The sequence below is a fragment of the Geojedonia litorea genome (assembly GCF_042654525.1).
GTDB classification, from domain to species: domain Bacteria; phylum Bacteroidota; class Bacteroidia; order Flavobacteriales; family Flavobacteriaceae; genus Geojedonia; species Geojedonia litorea.
Genome location: NZ_JBHSGP010000005.1, coordinates 146,087 through 168,605, shown reverse-complemented (window position 1 = coordinate 168,605; position 22,519 = coordinate 146,087). Strand labels below are relative to the sequence as shown.

Annotated in this window: 19 protein-coding genes; 6 read left to right on the top strand and 13 right to left on the bottom strand. The window is 40.0% G+C overall.

What is annotated here, in order from left to right; translation table 11 throughout:
• Positions 1-21: 21 nt before the first annotated feature.
• On the bottom strand, positions 22-1,278 hold the full coding sequence (locus ACFO5O_RS02730; protein WP_387960721.1) for a carboxypeptidase-like regulatory domain-containing protein: 1,257 nt from the start codon (positions 1,276-1,278) through the stop codon (positions 22-24).
• 11 nt (positions 1,279-1,289) lie between these two features.
• Positions 1,290-3,491, bottom strand: a complete 2,202-nt coding sequence (locus ACFO5O_RS02725) for a RecQ family ATP-dependent DNA helicase (RefSeq protein WP_387960719.1) — start codon at positions 3,489-3,491, stop codon at positions 1,290-1,292.
• Positions 3,492-3,578: 87 nt separating this feature from the next.
• Here ACFO5O_RS02725 and ACFO5O_RS02720 point away from each other — a divergent pair, with 87 nt between their 5' ends.
• The 4 genes from ACFO5O_RS02720 (at position 3,579) to lptB (ending at position 6,523) form a co-directional block, all read left to right on the top strand.
• Positions 3,579-4,544: a KpsF/GutQ family sugar-phosphate isomerase gene (locus ACFO5O_RS02720; RefSeq protein WP_387960717.1), complete on the top strand. Its 966-nt coding sequence runs from the start codon at positions 3,579-3,581 to the stop codon at positions 4,542-4,544.
• Entirely contained in the window at positions 4,544-5,377 is an 834-nt protein-coding gene (gene tatC, locus ACFO5O_RS02715; RefSeq protein ID WP_387960715.1) for a twin-arginine translocase subunit TatC, read from the top strand. Before ACFO5O_RS02720 ends, tatC begins: the two co-directional genes overlap by 1 nt.
• The gene (locus ACFO5O_RS02710) at positions 5,361-5,711 is read left to right on the top strand and encodes a carboxymuconolactone decarboxylase family protein (protein WP_387960713.1); all 351 of its coding nucleotides are present in this window, start codon (positions 5,361-5,363) and stop codon (positions 5,709-5,711) included. Before tatC ends, ACFO5O_RS02710 begins: the two co-directional genes overlap by 17 nt.
• Before the next feature lie 71 nt (positions 5,712-5,782).
• Positions 5,783-6,523: an LPS export ABC transporter ATP-binding protein gene (gene lptB, locus ACFO5O_RS02705; protein ID WP_387960711.1), complete on the top strand. Its 741-nt coding sequence runs from the start codon at positions 5,783-5,785 to the stop codon at positions 6,521-6,523.
• A gap of 75 nt (positions 6,524-6,598) precedes the next feature.
• Here the strand turns inward: lptB and ACFO5O_RS02700 are convergent, their stop codons facing one another.
• Complete coding sequence (locus tag ACFO5O_RS02700; RefSeq protein WP_387960709.1) at positions 6,599-7,351, bottom strand: CDP-alcohol phosphatidyltransferase family protein; 753 nt, start codon at positions 7,349-7,351, stop codon at positions 6,599-6,601.
• A gap of 123 nt (positions 7,352-7,474) precedes the next feature.
• Between ACFO5O_RS02700 and ACFO5O_RS02695 the strand changes: the two genes are divergently transcribed.
• Entirely contained in the window at positions 7,475-8,542 is a 1,068-nt protein-coding gene (locus ACFO5O_RS02695) for a putative type IX sorting system protein PorV2 (protein ID WP_465253848.1), read from the top strand.
• Between the two features lie 9 nt (positions 8,543-8,551).
• Complete coding sequence (locus ACFO5O_RS02690) at positions 8,552-9,712, top strand: lipoprotein N-acyltransferase Lnb domain-containing protein (RefSeq protein WP_387960707.1); 1,161 nt, start codon at positions 8,552-8,554, stop codon at positions 9,710-9,712.
• A 56-nt stretch (positions 9,713-9,768) separates the two neighbouring features.
• Here the strand turns inward: ACFO5O_RS02690 and ACFO5O_RS02685 are convergent, their stop codons facing one another.
• From ACFO5O_RS02685 to ACFO5O_RS02640, 10 genes are all read right to left on the bottom strand, one after another.
• A complete protein-coding gene (locus ACFO5O_RS02685; protein WP_387960705.1) occupies positions 9,769-11,163 on the bottom strand; it encodes a sugar transferase in 1,395 nt (464 codons plus the stop codon).
• Between the two features lie 58 nt (positions 11,164-11,221).
• Entirely contained in the window at positions 11,222-12,232 is a 1,011-nt protein-coding gene (locus ACFO5O_RS02680; protein ID WP_387960703.1) for a glycosyltransferase family 4 protein, read from the bottom strand.
• Positions 12,192-13,556 carry an O-antigen ligase family protein gene (locus ACFO5O_RS02675; RefSeq protein WP_387960701.1) on the bottom strand — a complete coding sequence of 455 codons (1,365 nt, stop codon included), beginning with the start codon at positions 13,554-13,556 and terminating at the stop codon, positions 12,192-12,194. Before ACFO5O_RS02675 ends, ACFO5O_RS02680 begins: the two co-directional genes overlap by 41 nt.
• Positions 13,556-14,533 (bottom strand): glycosyltransferase, encoded by a 978-nt coding sequence (locus ACFO5O_RS02670; protein WP_387960699.1) that lies wholly within the window; start codon positions 14,531-14,533, stop codon positions 13,556-13,558. Before ACFO5O_RS02670 ends, ACFO5O_RS02675 begins: the two co-directional genes overlap by 1 nt.
• A gap of 794 nt (positions 14,534-15,327) precedes the next feature.
• A complete protein-coding gene (locus tag ACFO5O_RS02665) occupies positions 15,328-16,437 on the bottom strand; it encodes a glycosyltransferase family 4 protein (protein WP_387960697.1) in 1,110 nt (369 codons plus the stop codon).
• Positions 16,434-17,453, bottom strand: a complete 1,020-nt coding sequence (locus ACFO5O_RS02660; RefSeq protein WP_387960695.1) for a glycosyltransferase family 2 protein — start codon at positions 17,451-17,453, stop codon at positions 16,434-16,436. The genes ACFO5O_RS02665 and ACFO5O_RS02660 overlap by 4 nt, the downstream gene beginning before the upstream one ends.
• A 315-nt stretch (positions 17,454-17,768) precedes the next feature.
• Positions 17,769-18,503, bottom strand: coding sequence for a class I SAM-dependent methyltransferase (locus ACFO5O_RS02655; protein WP_387960693.1), 735 nt, complete (start codon positions 18,501-18,503; stop codon positions 17,769-17,771).
• A complete protein-coding gene (locus ACFO5O_RS02650; protein ID WP_387960692.1) occupies positions 18,500-19,693 on the bottom strand; it encodes a glycosyltransferase family 4 protein in 1,194 nt (397 codons plus the stop codon). The genes ACFO5O_RS02655 and ACFO5O_RS02650 overlap by 4 nt, the downstream gene beginning before the upstream one ends.
• Positions 19,690-20,790 (bottom strand): glycosyltransferase, encoded by a 1,101-nt coding sequence (locus tag ACFO5O_RS02645; RefSeq protein ID WP_387960690.1) that lies wholly within the window; start codon positions 20,788-20,790, stop codon positions 19,690-19,692. Before ACFO5O_RS02645 ends, ACFO5O_RS02650 begins: the two co-directional genes overlap by 4 nt.
• A 334-nt stretch (positions 20,791-21,124) precedes the next feature.
• Positions 21,125-22,519, bottom strand: coding sequence for an asparagine synthase-related protein (locus ACFO5O_RS02640; protein WP_387960688.1), 1,395 nt, complete (start codon positions 22,517-22,519; stop codon positions 21,125-21,127).

The following is a 22,519-nucleotide window of genomic DNA, read 5'->3' as shown; positions in this document are numbered from 1 at the left end:
AAAATAAAAGGAAGAATAAAATTAGTTTGTTTTCTTTTTTAGCTTCCGCATGGATCTGTTAAGTTCAAAGTCTTGGCGCGTACGCTCGTTAGACCTTACGGTCACGGTAACTTCTGGAGGTGCTAAGATTGTACGGTTGGTATACACTTTTAAGGTATAATCTCCTGGAGGTAATTCACCTATTTCGTAATTACCGTCCTGATCGATTTCACTATAACAGGAGTTTGGTGCTATAAAAAGAGTCATATCTGCTCGTTTATTCCAACGGTTAATAATAGCGTAGTCTCTAGGGATATCGTTAAACTCGAAATATTCTTTTGCTATAAAGCTTTTAGGTTTATCAAATTTTACTACATCATCAAAATTAGTTTCATCACTGAATTTTGTAACTTGATAAGCTGCAAAATCGCAACCATCTTTGGAGCTTTTGAGAACAACTGTAGCACCTTTTGGGGCTATGACCCATGAAGGTTCTATTTTTTCACAGTTATAGGTTATTGTTACAGAATCTATGGCTTTAGCTGGCGGACACAAATCACATTCACTTTTTACAAAAACAACAATATGCTGAAATTTTAGCCCCATGTTGTTTTCAACCTTACCATAAATAGAACCACAAGCAATTTTTTCTTCTTCCTCTTCCGCTTCAGTGTTTTCAGATAGGGTTTCATTATTAATAAAGGGATTAACTTTTACAATTTTTGTTTCGACATCCTTTAAGCTCACATTCAAATTAAAATTACCAGGCTTTATTCCTCTTATTCTAAAATTTTTAGACGCTTCATTTTTTTTATTCAGAGCTGGCAACTTCCAAATTTGATCTTCACCACCATCAAGAGTTATTAAATTTGGCGTTTTATTGGTAAGTTGAATTTGTATAGCGTCTTGGCTATCGTTCACACCTTCAACCTTAAGTTCCAAAACAGTTCGTGATCCTCGCTTTAAATTAGATTTTGAGAGTATTGTATTCAGTTTAAGCAGTTGTAATTGAAGAGGCACTGAAAAATTGTGTTCAGTGAGCATGCCATCTACATGGCCCAATCTGGAATTTAAAAACAAAAATGAACTTTGGGACGATGTTTCTGAAATGGCGCTGAATTTTTGACCGTCAATCTCAATAGTTGTATTTTCAGGATGTCCGTCAAAATAACCTTTTATGGTAAGCGTATCTGAAATAAATAGTTGTGTAGGGTATTCAATAACGAGCTCGGTTTCCTGTGAAAATAGCCATGCAGGAAACATGCAAATACACAATATTACTAATACTTTAGTTTTCACATAACCTCAACTTAATTAGCCACTTCACTAATAAATTTTATTCGGTATAAACGCAACTCTTCATCATCATAATCACCATCAAACTCTTCAATGGCATCATCAATTTTATCGGATTCAGAATCCATAAAATAATCATGGATTTCTTCCTGCTGGTCTTCATCCAAAATATCGTCAAGCCAATAATTTATATTCAATTTTGTACCTGAATACACAATGGCTTCCATTTCCTTGATAAAATCACTCATACTCATGCCTTTTGAAGCGGCTATATCATCTAAAGGGAGCTTGCGATCAATATTTTGAATGATAAAGAGTTTTAAGGACGAATTAGAGCCTGTGCTTTTTACCACCATATCGTCAGGTCTGGTGATCTCATTTTCTTCTACATAATTGGCGATTAGTTCTATAAAGTCTTTGCCATATTTTTTTGCTTTACCATCACCAACCCCATGTACATTGCTTAATTCTTCTAATGTGATGGGATATTTTAAAGCCATATCTTCTAACGAAGGGTCTTGAAAAATTACGAACGGCGGAACACCCAATCGCTTGGCATTTCGCTTTCTTAAGTCTTTAAGCATGCTCATTAATTGCTCATCTGCAACCGCACCACCACCTTTTGATGCTGTAATCACATTGTCGTCACCATCTTCATCGAACACATGATCTTCGGTCATCATAAACGATTGTGGTGATTCTAAATAATCGCGCCCTTCTGGGGATAGTCGGAGTACGCCATAGGTTTCAATATCCTTTTTCAGTAATCCAGCCACCAGCACCTGACGAATAAGCGCCATCCAATACCGTTTATCCTTATCATCACCAATACCAAAAAAATCTTGAGCATCAGTTTTATGAGAGGCGATCAAGGCATTTGATTTGCCAGTCAAAACATGTACGAGGTCCTTCGATTTATATTTTTCATTGGTTTTAGATACCGTATCCAAAAGAGTGATTACATCTTCTTGAGCCTCATGCCGTTTTTTAGGATGCCTCACATTATCATCCATTTCACCACCTTCACCCGTAGCGTTATCAAATTCTTCTCCAAAATAGTGAAGGATGAATTTACGTCTTGAAATAGAACTCTCGGCAAACGCCACCACTTCCTGCAGTAAGGCCTGACCAATTTCCTGCTCGGCAACGGGCTTACCCGACATGAACTTTTCTAATTTTTCAATATCCTTATAGGCGTAATAAGCCAAACAATGGCCTTCACCCCCATCGCGACCGGCACGCCCGGTTTCTTGATAATAGCTCTCGATACTTTTGGGCATATCGTGATGAATCACAAAACGCACATCGGGCTTGTCAATGCCCATACCAAAGGCAATGGTTGCCACAACAACATCGGCATCTTCCATTAAAAACATATCCTGATGTTTCACCCGTGTTTTAGGATCCAAGCCAGCATGATAAGGCACTGCATTAATACCATTCACCTGTAGCACTTGTGCGAGTTCTTCCACACGTTTGCGACTTAAACAATATACAATACCAGATTTTCCCGGATGCTGTTTGATAAATCGAATGATATCGGCGTCCACCTGCTTGGTCTTTGGACGTATTTCATAATAGAGATTGGGACGGTTAAACGAAGCTTTGAACGTCTTGGCATCTGCAATATCTAAACTTTTTAAAATATCCTCCTGCACTTTAGGCGTAGCCGTAGCAGTTAAGCCTATAATTGGTATATGATCACCAATACGCTTGATGATATGTCTTAAGTTGCGGTATTCGGGTCTAAAATCATGCCCCCATTCACTTATACAGTGCGCTTCATCCACTGCCATAAAAGAGATAGGCACCGATCTCAAAAAATCTACATACTCTTCTTTGGTTAAAGATTCAGGTGCTACATAAAGCAACTTGGTCACACCACTAACAATATCTTCTTTAACCCGCTTAACTTCCGTTTTATTCAACGATGAATTTAAAACATGGGCCACACCTTCATTGTTGGAAACACCACGTATGGCATCTACCTGATTCTTCATCAAGGCAATAAGCGGTGAAACAATAATAGCCGTCCCGTCTTTAATTAATGCCGGTAATTGGTAACATAAGGATTTACCACCTCCCGTAGGCATGATCACGAACGTATGATTCCCTGCGACTATGCTTTTAATAACTGCTTCTTGAAGACCTTTAAACTTTGAAAAACCAAAGTACTGTTTTAGTGCACCATGTAAGTCAATTTCTTTGCTACTCATTAATCCCTATTAGTATTTTATATACATTTGCATAAGACTAAAGGTAACAATTTCTTTAGCGACATCAAACCCAAAAATTAATAAATTTTGAATCGTAAACATTCAATTCTTGATACTGCCAAAAAAACCATTGATTTAGAGCGTGATGCCATAGCCAACTTAAGTAATTTACTTGACGACGATTTTTCAAATGCCGTAGAATTAATATACAATTCTAAGGGCCGTGTCATCATTACAGGTATAGGCAAAAGCGCCATTATCGCCAATAAAATTGTAGCGACACTAAATTCTACTGGCACACCAGCCATTTTTATGCATGCCGCCGACGCCATTCATGGTGATTTAGGTCTAATATTAAAGGATGATGTGGTCATCTGCATTTCTAAAAGTGGGAATACACCAGAAATAAAAGTGTTGGTGCCCTTAATTAAAAGTGCAAAAAATAAGATGATTGCCATAACCGGCAATTTGCAATCCTTTTTGGCACAGCAGGCAGATTATGTGTTGAACACTTATGTTGAGCAAGAAGCCTGCCCAAATAATTTGGCGCCAACTACTAGCACAACAGCCCAATTGGTGATGGGTGATGCGCTAGCGGTTTGTTTGCTGGAACTGCGTGGCTTTTCAAGTAAGGATTTTGCCAAATATCATCCGGGTGGCGCTTTAGGAAAGCGTTTATACTTAAGGGTTAGTGATTTATCTTCACTAAATCAAAAACCCCAGGTGAGTTTAGATACAAACTTGAAAGATGTTATAGTTGAGATTTCTGAAAAGATGCTTGGTGTAACTGCGGTTGTAAAAGAGAATAAGATCGTGGGTATAATAACCGATGGTGACTTAAGACGAATGCTGTCTAAAAGTGAAAACTTTTTAGGATTGACTGCCAAAGACATCATGAGTGCCAACCCAAAGCGCATTGATGAAGATGCCATGGCTGTTGATGCTATGGAAATGATGGAAACAAACGGAATTTCACAGCTATTGGTAGAGCATAACGGCAACTATGCAGGAGTAATTCATCTACATGATCTCATAAAAGAAGGTATTATATAATGGCTAAAAAGAATATAAATGAGATGTCGTTTTTAGACCATCTCGAAGATTTACGCTGGCATTTAATACGGGCAACGCTTGCTATTATGTTAGTGGCAACGGTGGCCTTTATTTTTAGTAGGGCCATATTTAGGGACATTATTTTTGCGCCCATTTATATGAACTTCCCTACCTATACTTTTTTATGTAAATGTGCAACATTCATTAATGTTGATACCACCTTTTGTGGTGAAGAACTGCCAATGATCATTCAAAACAGAACCATGGCCGGACAGTTTTCGGCCGATATCTGGACCTCTATTTTTGCGGGTTTTGTAATTGCATTTCCTTATGTGATATACCAATTTTGGAAATTCATCAGCCCCGGATTACATGAAAATGAGCGCAAACATTCTAGAGGATTTATAATCATTTCCTCATTACTATTCCTGTTGGGCGTTTTGTTTGGTTATTACATTGTGACACCACTATCTATAAATTTCTTAGCCAATTATAACATTTCTGACATTGTAGAAAATCAAATTGATATCAGTTCGTATATTAGTTTGGTGCGTTCGTCGGCCTTGGCGTCTGGCCTGGTATTTGAACTGCCAATCATCATCTATTTTCTAACAAAAGTAGGATTAGTAACCCCGCAATTCCTCAAAAAATATCGAAAATATGCGCTGGTTTTGGTATTGATACTGTCGGCCATTATCACGCCACCAGATATCGCCAGCCAGATTATTGTAGCTATTCCCATTTTAATTTTATACCAAGTGAGTATATATATTTCGGCTATTGTCGTTAGAAATCAAAAACGTAAAGAAAAAAAGCATGTCAGACCTAGTTAACGAATTTAATGCCTACCGTTCTAAAATGAACGAGAAGATTTTGGCAGACAATAATAAAATCATCAAACGCATCTTTAATTTAGATACGAATGCGTATGCCGAAGGCGGAGCATTAGATGTCAAAACCAAAGAACTCTTAGGTCTTGTGGCCTCTGCCGTACTGCGCTGCGATGACTGTATAAAATACCATTTGGAAACTTCTTATAAATTAGGATTGAGTAAAGAAGAAGTTACCGAAGCATTAGGTATTGCAACTTTGGTAGGTGGGACGATTGTAGTACCGCACCTACGTCGCGCCTATGAATTTTGGGAAGCTTTGGAAAGCCAAGGTTAAATTCCTATTAAAATCCCCAACTAAATTTATATTGTATATGAATTTAGTATTTTTGACGTTTTATAAGCCAAATGAAATTACGAGCCGAAAATTTAATGAAGTCCTATAGTGGACGTAAAGTGGTAAAAGATGTTTCGCTTGAAGTAAATCAAGGAGAGATCGTGGGTTTACTAGGGCCTAATGGTGCCGGTAAAACCACCTCCTTTTATATGATTGTAGGCCTCATCAAACCTAATGGCGGAACAATTTTTCTAGATAAGACCAACATCACCAAATACCCCATGTACAAACGTGCCCAAAACGGCATTGGCTATTTGGCTCAAGAAGCCTCTGTATTTCGAAAATTAAGTGTAGAGGACAATATTTTAAGCGTCTTGCAACTTACCAAATTGAGTAAAAAAGAACAGGTTGCTAAAATGGAGTCGCTGATTGAAGAATTTGGATTAGGACACATTCGCAAGAATCGCGGTGATTTATTATCGGGTGGTGAACGTCGCCGTACCGAAATTGCCCGTGCTTTAGCTACCGACCCTGATTTCATCTTATTGGACGAGCCTTTTGCTGGTGTCGATCCTGTTGCGGTTGAGGACATTCAACGAATAGTTGCCCAACTCACCAAAAAAAATATTGGCATTTTAATCACCGATCACAACGTACAAGAGACTTTGGCAATTACTGACAGGACTTATTTGATGTTTGAAGGGAGTATCCTCAAAGCCGGTATCCCTGAAGAACTGGCTGAAGATGAAATGGTACGTAAAGTCTACCTAGGTCAAAATTTCGAACTCCGTAAAAAGAAGCTTAATTTTTAATTATTCCTTAATCATTCATCATTAATCATTTATCACTAATCAATTATAGTACTCCCCCAAACCAACTCCTAACCCCTAACTCCTCAAAACATAAGAATCAACAAGTGATAGAAGAATATAAAGTAAAATCACCAGTGGAATCGCTACAAACTGCAGCGTAATTAAAAGTAGCAAACTTAAAAGGATAAAGGTATAACGCATGCTATTCGGTTTAAAACCCCAGGTCTTAAACTTCAGTGCAAAGAGCTTGATATTTGAGTTTAACAAATAACAACTCAATAAGGTCAAAGCAATTAAAAACCAAGGATTGAGAATCACTTGACTTATAAGTTCACTCTTCTGAAACTCCAAAATAACCGGCAAGGACACAATCATCAAGGTGTTGGCGGGCGTGGGCAAACCCTTAAAAAAACTCTGCTGCTCATCATCTATATTGAATTTGGCCAGTCTATAGGCCGAGGCTAATGTAATCAACAAACCAAGTAATGGTAGCAACGAATATTCCAAATGCTGAAAATCGAGCATGGTATTCCAGGCATCATCATTAGCATGCGTATTAGTAATGGTGGTCAAAGCCAATAATTTGATCATCACAATTCCTGGCACCAAACCACTTGTCACCATATCAGCTAAGGAATCCAACTGTAGCCCCAACTCACTTTGCACCTTCAACAATCGCGCAGCAAAACCGTCAAAAAAATCGAAGAAAATGCCTAAAAACACAAATAGTGCTGTAGCAGCAAACTGATTTTGAACGGCAAAGATAACGGCAATCGCTCCACAGAAAAGATTCAATAGTGTAAGGGCGTTAGGAAGATGTTTTAACATGAATTGGTAATTTTAGTAAAAATAACAAACAATTTCCGTCTAATACAACACTTGCGCAATAAGTCCATTGTTTTGAAGTTAATAAAATTAAAATATTGTGCATCTTTGTAAAAATTATTGCGATTGAGAACACCATTACTCATCATGGCGCTACTTGTTAGCGCACTAATCACTGCCCAAACCACACGTAAATACTCTAATGAGTTTATGAATATTGGTGTTGATGCAGCGGCCTTGGGTATGAGTAATTCGGTGGTGTCTCACACTGGCGACGTGAATTCAGGCTATTGGAATCCCGCCGGCTTGGTAAAAATCGAAGACAATCAATTGGCACTCATGCATTCCAGCTATTTTGCGAACATTGCCAACTACAACTATATAGGCTATGCCATGCCATTGGATGACCGCAGTGCTGTTGGTATCTCCCTTATCCGGTTTGGGGTTGATGACATTTTAGACACCACCCAGCTCATTGATGATCAAGGCAATATCAATTACGATCGCATCAGTCTCTTTTCAACAGCCGATTACGGACTAACGGTTTCTTATGCCAGAAGCCTCCCCATTGACGGCCTTAGTTATGGCGTCAATGCAAAAATTATAAGACGGATAATAGGCGATTTCGCCACCTCATGGGGTTTTGGTCTAGATCTTGGTGTTCAGTATGAAGCCAATGATTGGAAATTTGGGGTTATGGCTCGAGACATCACCACCACCTTCAATGCCTGGGCTTTTGATGACGAAAAATTAGCCACCATTAGAGATGCCGTAGAAGGTCAAAACCAAACCGTCCCTGATAAAACCGAAATCACTATTCCTAAATTACAACTTGGGCTCTCAAAAGCCTTCGAGTTTCATTACGATTATACCTTACTGGCTTCCTTTGATCTCAATATGCGTTTCGAAGAAAATAATGATATCATCTCTTCTTCGGTGGTGAGTATGAATCCAGCATTAGGTTTTGAGTTTGGCTATACCGATCTTGTGTTTTTAAGAGCGGGTGTAGGAAATTTTCAAAATGAATTACAAATAGACAACTCCGAAGACCTGAGCTTTCAACCCAGTTTTGGTCTAGGTTTTAAATATAACGGTATTCAAATTGATTATGCCTTTACCGATATCGGCGATCAAAGCGCAGCCTTATATTCCAACGTGTTTTCCTTAAAAATCGATTTTAGCATCTTTAGATAGCCACTACCCATGAAACTAAAACTACTGTTCGCTCTTTTGTTTGTATGTGTAACCTCTAGTTTTGCGCAGTTTAACTTATCCCCTAATGCAGAGATTAGTGTATTGACTATTGGTCCGGGCACTGAACTCAACGATGCCTTCGGTCATAATGCTTTCAGAATAAAAGATACTGCACAAGGTTTGGACATCACCTATGGTTATGGCGAATACGACTTTGATGCACCCAACTTTTATCTCAAGTTTGCGCAAGGTAAACTCAACTATTTAGTAAGTCGGGTCGACTTCAACAGACTTTATAATTTTTATGTGTATCAAAACAGAACGATTAGTGAGCAGGTGTTAAATCTTAGCACTATAGAACAACAAAAGCTATTCGACTTTCTTCAGGAGAATTATCAACCCGAAAACCGTGGCTATCTATACGATTTCTTTTATGACAACTGTGCCACTAAAATGCGAGATGTGCTTCTTAAAGTTGTTGAAGCACCCATCACCTTTCATACCCCTTCAAATTTAGAACCTAAATCCTTCAGGGCTTTAATTCATGAACATGTGAACAGAAATTCCTGGGGCAGTTTAGGCATTGATACCGCTTTAGGTGCAGTGATTGATGAAGAAGCCACGCCTTATGAGTACATGTTTTTACCCAAATACATTTTTCGGTTTTTTGCAGTGGCCACTAAAAATGGAGAAGAACCTTTGGTAAAAACCACAACCACACTATTTGAGGCACGTACCGTGGAACATCAGACATCTATAGTGACTAGTCCCTTATTTATAATGACGCTGCTAGCCTTGTTAATTCTTTGGATCACTTATAGAGATTACAAATCCCAGACACGTACTAAAAGTTTAGATCTCATTCTATTTGGTCTCACCGGTCTCATAGGTATGTTTGTGCTACTCCTTTGGCTCGCCACAGACCATACCGCTACAGCACAAAATTACAATCTGCTTTGGGCCTTCCCTCTAAATCTGCTAATGCTCCTCCCCCTATCAAAACCAAAATTGGGAACACGAGGACGTAAATACCTAAAATTTTTGATCATTATGCTAGTGTTGCTCACTATGCATTGGTTCATCGGGATTCAGGTGTTTGCCATTGGGTGGATTCCACTCTTAATCGCATTGGGAATACGCTATATTTACCTTCTCAAGTTCAATAGCTAAAAAGCAATCAATAGTCATTAATCAATAGTCATTAATCAATAGTCAATAATCAATTCTTACTGTCCTCTATAATACAATACCGTACTTAAGGTTTTCACAATGATATTGATATCCAAGAACAGACCGCGATGTTTGATATAATAAAGGTCGTATTGCAGCTTCATCAAACTATCATCTACTGATGCGCCATAGCGTGTATTCACCTGTGCCCAACCCGTTAAACCTGGTTTAATAATATGTCTGGTCTCATAAAACGGAATCACTCTAGACAATTCATTAACAAAAAATGGACGTTCGGGTCTGGGACCAATAATACTCATATCGCCGCGCAGCACATTAAAAAATTGGGGGATTTCATCCAAGCGGCTACGTCTCAAAAACTTACCAAAACGAGTGACCCGGGTATCGTTCTTGGTGGCCCATGTGGCGCCATACATCTCGGCATCAGCAACCATAGTCCTGAATTTAAAAATATAGAATATCTCCCCGTTTTTGCCTATTCGCTCCTGCATATACAATATAGGACCTCGATTACCTAAAGCATTTCCAATCATTATCAAGGGTGCAATTACAATCCCAAACAGTAATCCAAAAAACGAAAATAGAATATCAAATAAGCGATGAAAAAACAGATACAAGGTATTTTGATTACTACGGCTAAACGGAAAGTACTTGTAGAAATCCTTACCCACAAACTGAATAGGCACCCTACTAGTGAGTTCTTCATAAACCTGAGTATATTCCCGAATAATAAATCCATGCTCCAATAAGGCTATGAGATCATGATAAATATCACTGGTTATCGTTTCTGAATTATAACTCGCGACCAGAATTTCCGAGATTTGGTACTCGCTAATCACCTGCTTAAGTTGATTAGGACGAAACTCCTTTAAGCCCTTAAATTTAATAGGGTCCTCATGTTCTTTTTCACAATTGATAAAGCCAATAATTTTGTAATTAGGATCGGCCTGGTTAAGCGGACGAATGATATTCTCAATATTTGAAATCTCCCCTACCAACAATACCTTTTTATAAAATCGTGGTGAGGATATAAAAGTCACATAAGCAAAACGCCATAAAAATATAGCCGCAATCATGGTGACATAAAAATAAATAATCTGTAACCGATTAGGCGGTAAAAAAGGCGTTAAAATAGGCGTAAGCAAATAAAATAACACCGTAATAGAAGCGGTAAGTACCACATTTCTAAAGGTGACATCAAGCTTACTGGCTTTTTGCAAATCATAAATTTCAAAAATAGACCCAAATACCGAGAGGTACACAATAAGCACACCTATGGCGACAAAATCAGGCTGACTTATGGTAAGATAAGTATAATCAAAAAAGAGTTCCAAGATATAGATCCCTAGTAAAACAAAAAGAATATCCATTAGTCGCAACAAAATCTTGCGCTCTGATACCTCAAAGTGTATAGCGGTAGTTTTGGTCATTGCAAAGGTGTGTCAACATGTAAATATACTAAGATCTTGTTAATAAGACCTATAATTTTTAAGCGATTACCTCATGCCATAATAATCGTACCTGCTGCCAATCGTATTGTTCTACGCGTTGCCGCGCTGCTGCAATTAAGTGCTCTCGTTGTTTAGAATCCTTAAAAAGGCTAACAATAGCAGTACACATCGCTTCCACATCTTCCGGGGGAACAAGTAAGCCGTGTACCCCATGCTCAATCAAAAAAGGCATCCCCCCAACATGGGTAGATACCACCGGTAAGCCTAGGGCCATGGCTTCAATAACACTCACAGGCGTATTATCATAGTTAGTAGTATTGATAAAAACATTATAGTCTTTAGACAAGCTAATCCATTCAGCCTTCGTTAATTTTCCTGTAATGCTTACCGCGACACCCAAATGAGAAGCCAAGGCTTGTACTGCTTCTAAACTACCGTCACTATCAGGACCAACCATACATAAGTTCGCCTTATAGCCTTGGTCCTGCAGGGACTTTAAGACGCGAACCGCCAATTGTGGGTTATAGATTTTGGAAAATGACCGCACCCATAACAATTTTGGCACATCAAAAGTCCTGTCCTCAAAAGGATAGTGCTGTAAGTCTACAGTGTTCGGAATAAATTCAACATTCGTGTAGCCATGAAACTCAAAGGCATTTTTTAAATATAAAGAGGGTGCTACTGAACATTTGGCATGTTTAAAAATCAAGTTACTTAAATAGGGGTTTTGCTTTAAACGATGGGGCAGATTGCCACCATTAAGACAACAAATATAGGGTAAACCTAAAAGTCGGCATAATTGACTACTCAAGAGCGCAAAGTAAAAATTCAAGGTGCTATAGGTATCGATGAGTACCAAATCCACCTGTTTTCTGTATCTAACACAAGCCCATAGCATAGCACCTAAACGCAAGCCCTTATTAACTTTTGAAGAGCGAAAGATGACCCGATAACCTTCAGATTCAAATAAAGGCCCCAAAACATGAATGGAGGACACATTATTGCGTTTACTTTGCAGGTAATTGCCTATGTACAGCAGGGTTTTCATAAATCACATTTAATAAGCATAAAGCGTATAATAAGGCCGGTGCCGCAATGCGCATTCCGGAGTGGTTGATGGTCGCAAACCAAAAGGCAAAAAAGGCATAAAAAAACAGATTGCGTTTATTAGCCGCAAAATAACTCAAGGGTTTGATGATTAAAATCAAAATGATCAAAATCCCCAAAAACCCATGTTCAGAGAGTAAACGCCCTAATTCATTATGACTAGGTAAATGATGTCCTGATTCTTCAACGCGTTTGTTTTTCACTCGACTCGCGCCAATCCCTAAAAATGGGCTACTCAAAAATCCGTCTACCTCCTCCATAAATAAGCCTATTCGACCCGTGGTAAGGTCCTGCTTCTCACGTCCTTGAGCATCTTGATTAGCATAACGTTTATCAATTAGACCGTAGGTTTGGTTAGAACTTATAGTCCAAGTGATTGCAATGGCAATACAAAATAAAGCAAAAGAGCCTAAAATATTCCCTTTTTGATTAGTATTCGATCTCAAAAATAAAATCCATAAAAATGCCGCTATAACAAGTATGGCTGCCACAACACCTCCACGGCTAAAGGTTACAATGGCCCTAAAGGTCATGGCGCCCAAAATTCCCAAATTGAGTAATTTTAAAAACAGACTCGGCGACTTTAAAAACAAGCGTACAACAATAGCGAACATTCCTAAACCTAAAGCCGTAGACACCTGATTGGGTCCAAAGCCCCCGGAAGTTGCGGCGTTAGATGCGGTTCCGGACAAAGTGTCCTTGATACTTGGATTATATAAAAATAAATAGGTGGTCATGGCGATGCTCGGCAAGGCCAAATACTTCACCAGATCATGTAGCAATGTATGACTTACTTTCCGATCATAACAAAATAAGGCGGCAATCCCTAAACATACAGGGCCGCTCAACACAAAGGCGATATTGGTTCTAAAATTGGCGTCAAAAGTCAAGGTCATTGAGGCCACTAAAATAGAAGGCACCAAGGCAATCAAATAGAAAAAATAAGGGTAACCCTTCCCCGACAAGCCTCTAAAAAACATACCCATGAGCATAAATAAAATCACCAAGTATTTAGAAGCCTCATAGGCAATTCCTCCATCGGTCATTCTAAATAAGACCTCTGCACCCGAAATATAGGCACAGCTTATCAAAACTGCTCGCGTTTTTTCCGCCTTTGGACAGGTAATAATCCACCAAAGACTATAAATCATGAAAATCATGAAATAGAGTTTTGATAAGGGTTCAAACAGATAAAGAGTAATACCTATTCCTATATGAAACAGGACTTCTTTAACATAAGGATCATTTAAATAAGGTCTCGACACTATGCTTTAAATTGGGATAATACCTGCTCGGCAAGTTGACTCGTGTAATGTTCAAATGTAAAACGACTTACCACTGCATGTTGTAAAGTTAACATTCTTCTGTAATTTTCAGGAGATAGCTCTAGTAAATACCGAATTTGGGTGATTAAGCTTGTGGCAGTTATCGGTTCCAATAAGAGGCCTTGTTGTTGATGTTGTATATAATACCCAATGGATGAGATATTCGAGACGATAGGAATACAGCCAAAGGCCATGGCTTCGGCCAATACCTTCGGAAAGCCTTCGGAAGCCGTCGTAGGCATCACGATGGCATGTGCGTTTTTATAAATCTCAAAAACCTCTGCTCTGGATAAGGCTCCATGAAAGTTAATGGCCATGGGCAACTGCTGCGCTAGGTTTTGAAATTCCTGTAATTCTGGGCCTTCCCCCACAAAATCTATGCTCTTGATACGTTCATGTTCTGCTTCAGTCAATAATTGTAAAGCCTCTAAAATCCGGCCCACACCCTTTTCCGCCTCCAAGCGACCAACAAAACAAAGATTCAACGCCCCCTCTAGGGATTTCCTCTCTCCAATAGTCTTACCAAAAGTAACATCCTTCAAGGTTAAACAGGGGTTTTCAAAAGACAAACAATGTTTGGGCTGATCCTCCCAAACCCCATTGATAGTCACTGGGCGACTTTGGCCTTTTAACAACCAACGTTGCCAAGCATAGCCCAATGGTGCGGGATGCTGTTTCCAGTTGCCGGCATATTTATACCAGCCCGGTAAGTTAACCAACCCGCTTAAATACGGAATTAAAAACACGCCGATCCCCGTAGGTGTACGCAGTTGAAAACAATCCACCTGCTTTAAGACCTTAGATACGATACGTATAATTTTAGGCGCTTGATACAATATGGCGAGTTTATCCTTAAAATCTGTTCCGCCTACCGCCGGAATAGGCACAAATTTGATGCGATCGGAACTATAGGCCATAACACTCTTTGGCGCTTCACCCTCATAATGCATGGCCACATGATAAATACGATCAAAAATCTCTAGTAAATGGTTAATCTCGTTCACCGTGGGCGACCAACCTACCAGCGTTCCGTCAGCTAAGGTATAATGTTCGGTATGGGAAATAATGGCAAGATTCATTTAATAGCAAGGGTCGTCAATGTCAACAAATCTAATAAATTAAAACGGATAAGTTCTAGTCAATAATTGGTTTGTCACACTGAGCCTGTCGAAGTGTTGTTTATGAACACAAGGCTGTATTCAGTCTCAAATCCCAATTATCAATTATCAATTATCAATAATCAATATTCAATCCCCCTAAACTTGTCATGCTGAGCTTGTCGAAGCATCAATTATCAATTCATTAATTCGTAATTCGTAATTCGTAAATCCAAAACCACTTAACATCATTCTGTTTTTAGTGTACAATCACAGTCGCAAATCCGAAATTACAAATCCCAACAACCAATCTAAAGAAATTCCAAAAAAAGATTTCGACAAGCTCAATCTGACAGTACAAGATGATAATAAGGCTCAACTTTGTCACATTGAGCCTGCCCGCCTCGAGCGCAGTCGAGAGGTCAAGAGTTCGAAGTGCTGGAGAGGTTTAGTTGGCAGTCTTCCGTCTCAAATCACAATTATCAATTCGTTAATTCGTTAATCGTAAATCCCAAATCCCAAATCACAAATCCCAAATCACAATAATCAATTATCAATAATCAATATTCAATATTCAATCCCCCAAAACTTGTCATGCTGAGCTTGTCGAAGCATCAATTACCAATAACCTCCACATATCGCTTCACAATAATCGCCCAATCATGCTGTTTTGCCCAATCTTTAGCCCGAGCAGCATAGTCTTGTTTTTGATTAAGAATCGTTTGAATCCCTGCACAAAAAGCAGAGGTATCGTTTAAAGGAATTAACAGCCCCGAACCTTGGTGATCTATAGCATCTTCAATCCCACAGCCCAAAGCCCCTATCGCTGGAATTCCTAGGGCATTGGCTTCCAAAATCGCGATTCCAAAGCCTTCCACATCACCGCTGGCTGTAGCAGCACTCAACATCACAAATATATCACAACTATGCAGTAGTTGTTTCAACTGCTTATCCGCCACACGACCATGAAAGGTGACCTGGGATTCAACATGTAAGTGTTTGGCAAGGTCGAGAAACGCTTCCTTTTGTGTTGGAATACCTATACAATGGTACTGCAAATTCGGAAAAGTTTTGAGTAGTTCAGGAAGCTGTTGGATCACTTGGCCCTGCCCTTTTCGTTCTGTAACATTTCCTACAGTCACTAGTCTAGGCTGTCCTTGAAGTGTTATTGGTGCTTCAGAAACCTGCTGCCATTTAGAAACCTCTATTCCGTTGGGTATCACATGCACCTCTTTCAATTTAAGGTGCGCGATCAAGGATCTGGTATAGTTGGACACACAAATGACCTTATGGAAACGCTTTAAGGCAAAAGCAATAGATTGCCTCAAGACCAAAGGTTTAAAATTAACCTCCGTACCATGCACCACGGCAATATAGTTCTTATGGTGGAAGTAGCTGGAAAAAGCCACAGCCCAAAGTGAAAACTTTCCTGAAGCTAGCACCACATCAACGCTTTTTGTAAGTCGAAACAATAGCTGAAGCCGTTTTATATACATCAAAATCCTAGGCTTCCGCATGGCTATGCGGTGGACATTGATCTCTAAGGCACTATCAAACCTTGTTTCTGCCGAGCCATCTAGATCGCGCTGATCACAAAGAACCTGAACCTGCCAGCCTTGTACCTGTAGTTGTTTTGCCAAATGATAGGCATGAGTACCAATACCACCGGGCTGCGGTGGAAACTCTGAAGTGACGATAAGCAATCGTTGGGCTTTGTGTGTCATGGTAAGGGTTCTATTAATGGGCCTTCATGCAATGCTTTGCTTGAAAGTCTCCAGGATCGCAGCACTTGAATCGAGACGATAGGTAAAAGAAGTAGGCTAATCAAAACACCAATGCCTTTAAGGTAGCTATTGCCCTTAAACCGATAAGGCATGATGGACATAGGCACAGTCCGCAACAAGGCATAGCCTGCTTGCCGATTCCCGAAATAACGTCTAAAAAAATACAATACACTTGGGATAGGTCTTGGTGCCAAGAGTGATGAGGTCCTAAAGGCGTCCCAACTGCCCATCTGTCGCAGGCCTCCATGGTCGACCTTCAGATGCAAGCGTTTAGCATGCGGATTGGACACATTCAAATACCCAGCCAAAAAGGCGCGTAAGCCAAACTCGCCGTCACCCATGCGCTGCCGTTCAAATTGCCGGTCAAACATTCCTAATTCTTTAAACACCTTCTTTTTGATCATCACATTCCCGGTATCCAATTGGTCACTAACCCTAAAAAATGCATAATGGGCTGGCACCGTGTCGCCTACTTTAGAGATGGAAACGCCAGAAGATAAATCCGCATTAAAAACATCCAAACACTTTAAATGCTGCCGAATCCAATCGCTGTCCACTCTGCTATCGTCATCAAAAAACAAGAGGTAGTCGCCTTGAGCCTGTTGAATGGCCGTATTGCGCGCCAACCAAAGTGCTTTCTCTTCTTGCTGGCTTACTTTTAAATCTAATGCATACGATTTATAAAAATCCTTTTGAAAGGGTTCAGACTGATCCACCACCAGCACTTCAAAATTAGAATAGTCTTGACGCTCCAAATCCATCAAGACATCCTTGAGATAGGTATAACGGTTTAAAGTAGGGATAATGACCGACACTTTTGGCGCTTGGGCAACCAGTGGGGAATTGAAGGCATTCCAATCCGAATGCGGTATAGGTGCCTCCAAATAGCGGCTACGTCTGATGCTTCTAGTCCTATAAAACGCGCTTAAATTCTTAATAGGGTGTTTTAGACTCAACAACCGCAGTAGTAATACATACCAGACCCATACCCTACTAAAATAGGTTCTGCTAAAGGCGTATTCATCCTGCAGAGGTAGTAGGTCAAAGGTGGTAAAGGTGGGAGCATCGCCTATATAGCCTTTATGAATAGCCTGCCAGGAAAGGTCGTAGAGTCGCGCTTGTTCAGACACATAATAAACCCGAGGCTCTAATTGGTCTAATACCGCTTGGGGCAGTGCATCGGGGCGAGGAAAAACCGATTGCCCCTTTTTATTTAGGAGCGTAAAATAATGCGTGGGTTGTAAATATTTAAGAAATTGGAATAACATAGTTTATTTTGTAAAACACCAGACCACATGGTCCTCCTGAAGTCCAAATCTAACAATTGTATTTGGATCCAAGGCGCTTACGCTTAAAGTTTCTGTTTGAAATCCCGCGGCTTCAAAGCGCTGGTAATAGTCTAAACCACAGCTCCGGCAATGGTCATAATGCCCGTGAACGCGCTCAAAATCGGCATAAGCCATCGTATGATCTTCAAAAGTTGTAGGATTGCCTTGGGGGTAAATAGGCACACTGACTATCAAGGAACTGCCGGACCTCATCACGCGATACAGATGGGCAATAGCCTTGATATCCTCCTTGATATGTTCAAATACATGCCAAACAATACCTAGATCATAGTTCGTATTTAAATGTTTTGGGTTGCTGATATCATCAATGATATTAATTTGTTTTCGAACTTTAATATCCACCCGATCATGGCACACTAAATCCTTAAATCGCCCTTGAACAAATCGAAACTCATTCATATTGGGTGCCACATGCAATAGCTTCAAATTTGGGTGAATCAAATTAAAATAATCAAGAGCAAAGGCCACCAGTCGTGTTCTGGCCTGTGAATGGCAGCTTGGACAATGTTCATCAAAAAAGCGCTGCCCTTTCCAATTACAAATGGGACAATATACTTGAGTCCCACGATAGACCAAAGTTCTGTAGCGTCGTAAAACACGCTTGGTTATGCGTTGCTGATATCGGTTTAGCCGACGGTAAATAGTCCTTAACTTCATAATAGTTCAGTTAGGTTTACTGTATAGAAGTCATGAAAAGCCTTTTGTTGTTCTAAACTACTAAATCCATTAACAACGCGCAATCGGGCCTTATATCTAACTTCATCTTTCTGTTCATCAGACAATGCTAGGATGGAATTAATAGTGTCAGCTAATAAAACGGGATGTCGTTTCCTGACTAGCCATCCTGTTACTTCATGCACGATGTTTTCAGGAAGGGCGCCACCATCCGACACCACACACAAACAGCCCATGGCTTGGGCTTCTAATACGGCATTGCAAAAGCCTTCAGAATGACTGTATTGTATATAGATGTCCGTCCGTGATAGATACGCTACCACCTCTTCATGACCTACGCGACTGATGAGACTAACTTCATCCTGTAATCCTAATTGATGGATCGCATACACCAATGCTTCCCGCTCTTTACCATCCCCAATAATACGGTAATGGAACTTCAGGCCTTTAGACTTAAGCAAGTACAAAGCTTCCAAAGTATAATCCAAACCTTTAATCCATTCCAAACGAGCAATAGTCAATAATTGAACCACTGCTGTCCCATCGTAGGCTTGAGGCTCCCTGCTCTTAAAGGTATCGAGATCTATCGCCGGGGGTATAATTTGGTAAGCTTTGCTTTGGGCTAATCCCAAACCATAGGCCTTATCTAAAAGATACTGTGAGATGGAATGCACCTTATCCACCTGCCTCCACAACAAATCGTAACACTTTGGAGCTTTAAGAGGATACACATCCAAATCATAACCCCTAAAACTTACAGCCATTTTAGCTCCAATGGCTGCAGCCACATGCTCCTTTTGTAAGGCCATGGTTGCGAACCCAAAATGCAGACAGTCTAAATCGGCCCTTAAAAGATGTGAATTAGTATAAATAGTTTTAAGAATCTGCTTCCATGAACGCTGCGCCTTTCGTTCAAGAATTACAAAACGTTTTAAACGTTTAAAGTAAGGCATAAGTCTAATCCCTATTATAACAAAGTTAACACCTTGAAATAATAAATTTCTATTATAAACCTTAGGCCCACGCACTACAGGACAACCAGTAAATAAAGGGTTCTTCTTCTGAACAAAAAGTTGGACCTTATGCCCGTTAGCCAGAAGTCCTTTAATTTTGGAATTAAAAAAAGTTTCTGAATATGAAGGTGTAGTAGATAAGATGAGTCCAATTTTCATTTTACTAATGTTTTATAAAATTTGGCATATTGAACGATGAAAGCATCAATAGAGAATTCATTTTGCACATAGCTTCGCATGGAATATGCTATAGCATTTCGTTGTGTTTGCGAAAGGGCTTTAATCCTAAGGATATATTTCATTAATTCGCTATGATTGCCAGCTTCAAACAAACAATCTTGAAAAGGCAAAAGAATATCCTTAATACCGGAGATAGTTGAGCCAATTACTACACGCTCACAAGCCATGGCCTCCAATGGCGCAATAGGCAAGCCTTCTTTACGCCCTTCATCTTTAGTAGGGATCACAAACACATCGGCCAAGGCCAGATAAGGCCTCACATCCAGTTGCTTTCCCACAAAAAACACACAGGGATTCGCATAGCGCTCTTTAAGTTCAGTGCCATAGGCATTTTGGTCATCACCCACAATAAGCACCTTTATGTTTGGATCATTTAATTGCTCGACGGCCTCTAATAAAAGTTCAATCCCCTTCACCGGCACTAAATTGGCCACACTAACGATCACAAAATCAGATTTGGAAAACTGTAGCCCTTCTGGACTTTTATAGCACTTTTCTAAAGGCATAAAATAATCGGTATCAACGCCGAGTGGAATATAGCTGGTTTTATGAGCCAACTTCTTAAAGAATTGCTGCATCATATCCGTATTAATGGCAATAATATGGCTACTCAATTGACTGCGCCAGCGCCACGCCTTATTGCCCCAGCCCATAGCTTTTTTGGTATAGACAAAGGGAATGCCAGCCAGTTTGGCGGCCAAGGGTTCCGTAATATCACTGCTCCAATGCCAGGAATGGATGATATCAAAGTGTTGTCGTTTAAAAAACCTGGAAATCCTATAAATCCGTAATGGTAATGTGAGATACGGCCGATAACTCGTGTAGAATGCAAACTCATGGATTGGCACGCCAAGTGCCTTCACTTCCTTAAAAAAAGCCCCACGCGAGTGGGTACAGCAAATATGGGCCTCAAACCGTTTGGGGTCCAAACCTTTGACGAGATCATAAACCACCTTACCACTACCCGCGGTATCAAAATTTGGAATGGTAAACGCTATTTTTATCTTTTTTGTCATACAAATCTACACTTTTCATCAATCATCAATTATCAATTATCAATCTCCCAAAACTTGTCATGCTGAGCCTGTCGAAGCATCGAAGCATCTATGCCAACTGGAGCTTACTTGCCTCGTACCAGCCTGCCTTGAGCGCAGTCGAAAGGTCGAGAGAACCAAACACAAATCTACACTTTTCATCAATCATCAATTCTCAATTATCAATTATCAATTAGCAATCTCCCCAAATTTGTCATGCTGAGCCTGTCGAAGCATCGAACCAGCCTGCCTTGAGCGCAGTCGAAAGGTCGAGAGAACCAAACACAAATCTACACTTTTCATCAATCATCAATTATCAATTATCAATCTCCCTAAACTTCGCCAAAACCAACAACATATTCACCTGATGGGCTGTTTTAGGTGCTGGCTGTTTATAAAAATCAGTCAAAAGGCTATCCACCATAGTCTTAGGTATCCACTCTAAAAATGCGTTCTGATTCAAGATTGCTTTTAACTGCTGTTCATTATCGCTTCCCAAAAATTGCAACTCCCAATTGCGCTGTACATAAGGCTTTCCTCCTAGGGCATTAAATTGCCGCTTCAACTTATCAAGCACCTTATAGGTGGTGTTATATGGGAATTTATTTAATCGGTAGTTGTTTAAATTAAAAGGGCGATGATCTTGCCAGGTGATTCGCGCCAATTCGGGAGCCCTTGTTTTTATGTAAGCGATCTGTAGTTGTCTGTCCTTTAAATAGGCTTCTGGGATGGTGCAAATAAATTGACACATACGATCATCATAATAAGGTAAGCTAATAGGCTTATAGGCCTCAAACACCGCTAAATTGACCGAGGTCCAGCGTGGTGCCCAATACAGGCTTTTAAAAGCCCTAATACGAGCGTTGGCACTTTGTGGTATATCAATTTGAGCTAACAAATGTGTCACTCTGGTTCTTAAATAGTCATAAAACCCGCCATCTAAACCCCAAGTGTCCCACAGGCCTTCAGCCAGTTCCAATCCACCTTGTTTTAGGATTTTATTGAGCACGTGATCCACTTGCTGATCAAAGCCTAAAGCATCTGGCACTCTCATATCATCAAATAAGACATCACCCCAATGCCCTAGTGAAAATAGGTCTCCTCCGAGTTTTGGGAATTTATCCAGCACGGCCATTTGTCTCGGACTCGTAAAATCACTGTAACATTGATTTAAATTAGCCAAGGCATCCAGTTGATTCCATAAATAGCCTTTGGGAATTACATCCCGAGTAAATTCAAAACCACAAGTGTTAGCAAGCTGTTCTGCGATTTTAGTTTCAGGATAGCCATTCTCAAATTCATAACTATAACTCACCACCTCTGTGTCCAGATGTTTGAAGGCAGCCGCCTGGGTACGGCTGTCCAGTCCTCCAGACAAGGGCAAAATGATTGTCTTGCCTTGCGTTTGTTCCTTGATGATGCGCTCAAAAAGATCTGTAAACTCCTCCAAGGCCTGTTCAAAACTAATGTCTCTTGGACTGTAATGCCATGTAAACCAAGGTTTGGAATCTATGAGCACCCCCGATTCATCAATGGTATGCTTGGAAGCAGGCGACAGCACCACCTGGTCTTTCCAATAGCTATCCTGATCTAAAAAAAAACCCGTTGCTACAAATACGCAAATCGCTTCTAAATGCAATTCATGAGCTGCCTCACGATTTGCAAATTGGGCTTTTGAAGGAATAATAGCTGTGCTAATACTGGTACTCAA